The organism is Kitasatospora sp. NPDC059571, from assembly GCF_042735675.1.
Classification (GTDB): Bacteria; Actinomycetota; Actinomycetes; order Streptomycetales; family Streptomycetaceae; genus Kitasatospora.
In genome coordinates this window covers 1-4,150 of sequence record NZ_JBHWBW010000597.1, presented here as the reverse complement: position 1 = coordinate 4,150, position 4,150 = coordinate 1, and the positions used below count along the sequence as shown (strand labels likewise).

Annotated in this window: 4 protein-coding genes; all 4 read right to left on the bottom strand. The window is 75.3% G+C overall.

What is annotated here, in order from left to right; genetic code table 11:
- Positions 1-62: 62 nt before the first annotated feature.
- The 4 genes from fxsA to ACFV0G_RS36250 all read right to left on the bottom strand — a co-directional run bounded on the left by fxsA (position 63) and on the right by ACFV0G_RS36250 (position 3,990).
- The gene (fxsA, locus tag ACFV0G_RS36265; protein WP_380557113.1) at positions 63-629 is read right to left on the bottom strand and encodes an FxsA family membrane protein; all 567 of its coding nucleotides are present in this window, start codon (positions 627-629) and stop codon (positions 63-65) included.
- A 72-nt stretch (positions 630-701) separates the two neighbouring features.
- Positions 702-2,252, bottom strand: coding sequence for an apolipoprotein N-acyltransferase (lnt, locus tag ACFV0G_RS36260; protein ID WP_380557117.1), 1,551 nt, complete (start codon positions 2,250-2,252; stop codon positions 702-704).
- A gap of 217 nt (positions 2,253-2,469) precedes the next feature.
- Positions 2,470-3,333, bottom strand: a complete 864-nt coding sequence (locus ACFV0G_RS36255; protein ID WP_380557111.1) for a phosphatase PAP2 family protein — start codon at positions 3,331-3,333, stop codon at positions 2,470-2,472.
- A gap of 63 nt (positions 3,334-3,396) precedes the next feature.
- A complete protein-coding gene (locus tag ACFV0G_RS36250; protein WP_380557115.1) occupies positions 3,397-3,990 on the bottom strand; it encodes a TetR/AcrR family transcriptional regulator in 594 nt (197 codons plus the stop codon).
- Positions 3,991-4,150 lie beyond the last annotated feature (160 nt).

The window sequence follows — 4,150 nt, the reverse complement described above, 5'->3', positions numbered from 1 at the left end:
CGCTCGTTACGAGCGGGGCGGGCGGCGTCGTCGTTCCGGGAGGGCGGTGCAGCCGGTCGGCGTCAGCCGTTGATCGGCGGGCGGTACTCCGTGTCGGGGCCCGGGCCGGTGCCCGGCTCGACCACCTCGCCCTGGATCACCTTGCCGTCGGGGCGGTGGATCCTCAGCTGCTCCTGGAGCCGGACGGCGTCCGCGAAGCGGTCCGCACCGACCGGGGAGGTCGAGCGCAGCGCCCCCGACGCCACCCGGCGGGCGGCGGCCCGCCACAGCGCCCGGGTCGGCGGGAAGAGCAGGGTCAGCGCCACCGCGTCGGAGAGCAGCCCGGGCAGGATGAACAGCACGCCCGCGAGCACGGTCAGGCTGGTCGAGGTCTGCGGCTGCTCCGGCTTGGGGTCACGGCTCTGCTCGACCATCGCCGAGAACGCCCGGCGCCCGGCCCGCTTGATCAGCCAGCCGCCGAGGAACACGCCGGCCACCAATGCCAGCAGCACGGTGAACCAGCCGGCCGCCGAGGCGACCACCGTCAGCAGCCAGATCTCCAGGACCAGCCAGCCGGCGATCAGCAGGGGCGTCACCCGCCGCAGCGTGCTGCGCGGGGCGGGACGGGCCGGTGAAGCTTGCTGGGTCACGGTAGGAATCCACTCCAACGCGGTGCTCTCCGGCGTGCGCGACGGCACGGGGGCCGGCACCTCCGGCCGCGACTACGGCACCACCTGGTTCAACGGCTCCGACGGCGCAGGTGTTCCGCCCGAGCGGCGCCGCCGAACGGCACCCGCACCGACCGCGCCGCAGGCCAGCAGGCCGGCCAGGGCCAGCGCCCACTCCGGTCCGGCGCCGACCCGGTCGGCGACGGTGCGCTCGCCGCGCAGCGGCACGGTCGCGTTGATCACGGCCGGGGTGAGCTCCTTGGTCTGCGTCACCACCGAGCCGTCCGGCGCGATGACGGCGCTGATGCCGCTGGTCGCGGCGATCAGCACGGCCCGGCCGTGCTCGACGGCCCGCAGCCGGCTCATCGCGAGCTGCTGCTGGGTCTGGCCCGTCCGGTTGTAGGTGGCGTTGTTGGTCTGGACGACCAGCACCCGGCCGCCGTCGTCGACGGTGTCCCGGACGATCTCGTCGTAGGCGACCTCGAAGCAGATCACGTCGCCGATCCGGGCCGGACCGAGCTGCATCACGCCGTTGTGGTCCCCGGGGTAGAAGTCCCGGGCGACCCGCTGCAGCCGGGTGATGACCTTGGAGAGCTCACTGCGGAACGGGACGTACTCGCCGAACGGCACCGGGTGCTGCTTGGTGTACGAGGCGCCGGGGCCGGTGGTCGGGCTCCAGACGATGCCCTCGTTCTGCACGTGCTGGGCGTCCGGGCCGTCGACCAGTGCGCCGACCAGGGTGGGCACGCCGACGGCCTTCACGGCCTGGTCGATCCGGACGTACGCCGCCGGGTCCGAGAACGGGTCGAGGTCCGAGGCGTTCTCCGGCCAGATGACCACGTCCGGCTTGGGGGCCCGGCCGGCGGCGATGTCGGCGGCGAGCTTCTCGGTCTCGGTGGCGTGGTTGTCCAGGACCTGCATCGGACGGCCGAGGAAGTCCATGCCCGGGTGCGGGACGTTGCCCTGGACGAGCGCCACCTTCAGCTCGGAGTCGCCCTTGGTCGCCACCGGCACCAGCAGCCCGGCGAGCAGCGCGGCGACCGCACCGAGGCAGGCCAGCGCGGCGGCGCGGGGCGCCCGGCGCGGCCCGCGCAGCCGCAGCACCGCCCAGGCGAGCAGGGTGCCGCTGAGCGCGACCGCGAAGGTCACGAGCGGGGCGCCGCCCAGCGCGGCGAGCGGGGTGAACGGGCTCGCGGTGTTGGCGAACGCCAGCCGCCCCCAGGGGAAGCCGCCCAGCGGCAGCCGGTCGCGGGCCCACTCCTGGGTCACCCACAGGCACGCCGACCAGAGCGGCCAGCTGCGCAGCCGGGAGACCGCGGCCAGCCCGGCGCCGAGCGCGGCGATGAACAGGGCCTCGATCACGGACAGGCCGACGGTGGCGTCCCAGCCGACCACCCGCAGCCAGGACAGCAGCCCGAGGAAGAACGGCAGTCCGAACGCGAAGCCCGTCCAGGCGCCCTGGCGCAGGGTGCGGCCGCGGGTCAGCAGCGAGAGCGCGGCGACCGCGGCGACCGACAGCGGCCACACGTCGTAGGGCGGGAAGGCCGCCGCGAACAGCAGGCCGGCCAGCACGGCCAGACCCGTCCTGGGCAGCCCGGCCCTCATCCGGGCGAGCCGTCCGGGCCTGGTCGGGGCGGTCGCCCGCTCCTCGTCCGCCACCGGCCGCTCCTGTTCCACCGGCAGTGCCACCTGCGCACTCACTCTCTGGCTGTGCCGCCCGCGTCCTCGGCCCGCCCGTGCGCGGATACCGTGCCACGACGGTACCCCGGATCGCTGCGGGCCCGGACGACGGGGTGGCACCGGTCACACCTGCCGGACCTGCTCAGAACGCGGTCGCGGCGGCGGGGGCGGCTCCCGGGCCGCGGACGCGGACGGCCGGGGTCATGGCGGGAGTCGTGGTGGATGTCGCGGTGGGGAGCGGTGCGGGGACGGGGGTGCGCGGGGCGGGAAGGCCCGGTGGTGCGGCGGGCTTCCGGCCGGGCGGGCGGAGCAGCAGCAGAGCGGCGCCGGTCAGGGCGACGGCGACGATCCCGTCGAGCCAGTAGTGGTTCGCCGTCCCGACCACCACGAGGTAGGTGACGGCGGGGTGCAGCAGCCAGAGCCAGCGCCACCGGCCGCGGGTGGCGGCGATCAGTCCGACGGCGACGGTGAGCGCCCAGCCGACGTGCAGCGAGGGCATCGCGGCGAACTGGTTCGACAGGCTGTCGGTGTCCGGGTCGCCGTACACCGCCGGGCCGTAGACGCGGGCGGTGTCGATCAGCCCGGTGGCGTCCAGCATCCGCGGCGGGGCGAGCGGGAGCAGCAGGTGCAGCCCCAGCCCGGCCCCGGTCAGCACGGTCAGCACCCGGCGTATCCAGACGTAGTGGGCGGGGCGGCGCCAGTACGTCCAGACCAGGAAGAGCACGGTCGCCGGGAAGTGCACGGTCGCGTAGAAGGCGTTCGCGGTGTGGACCAGCAGATCGCTGTGGAGCAGCAGGTGCTGGACGCCGTCCTCGTCCGGCAGGTGCAGGAAGCGCTCCAGCCGCCAGACGTCGTCGGCGTTGCGGAAGGCGCGCGGCACATGGCCCTCGGCGGCGATCCGGCCGAGCCGGTAGACGGTGTACAGCGCGCCGATCAGGAGCAGTTCGCGCAGCAGCGGGGGGCGGCGGGCCGCCGGCTCGGCCTGCGGCGGGTCGTCGGGTGGCAAGGGGTGTCCTGTCGGAGACGGAATGACCGGATGAAGGGGTGTCGGGGTGCGGTGGTGCGGGGGTCAGAGGCCGAGTGCGGGCAGCACGACGGCGTCGACGTACCCGGCCAGGTAGGCGGGGTCGGCCTCGGCGCCCTCCAGCAGGGGGCGGGCGGCGAGGGCGCCGAGCACCATGTGCGGGACGAACCGGGCGGCCGGGCGGCCGGCGGCGATCTCCCCGCGGTCCGCGCCCCGGCGGAGCATGGTGTCCAGCGCGGCGCTCTCGGGCTCGACCACGAGCGTGCGGAAGGCGCGCATCAGGTCGGGGTCCTTGTGCAGGGCCTGCCCGAGCGCCCGCATCAGCGAGGCGTCCCGGACGGAGGTGCCGCAGCGCAGCCGGACGAGTTCGTGGAGGTCGCCGCGGAGGGTGCCGGTGTCGATGTCGGCGGCGGTGATCGGGCGGCAGCTGCGCAGCGCGGCGACGACCAGCTCGGGCTTGCCGCCCCACTGGCGGTAGAGGGTGGCCTTGCTGGAGCGGGTGCGGGCGGCGATGGCGTCCATGGTCAGCGCGTCGTACCCGCTCTCCCGGAGCAGGTCGATGACGGCGGTGTACAGCTCGCGCTCGCGGTCCTCGGAGAGCCTGCTGCGGCGGGCCCTGGGCTCGGCGTCCGGCGTCACGGTGACCTCCCGGCGAACGGCGTGGAACGAAACGGTTTCGTACTCGCTCACCATACGCCTGTACACGCACGGCGGGCCGGGCGGGCCCGGGGAGGGTGGGGCTGCCGGGGCCGGGGCCCCGCCGGCGCGGGGGGGGGCCCCACGCGCGGCAGGTTGCGAC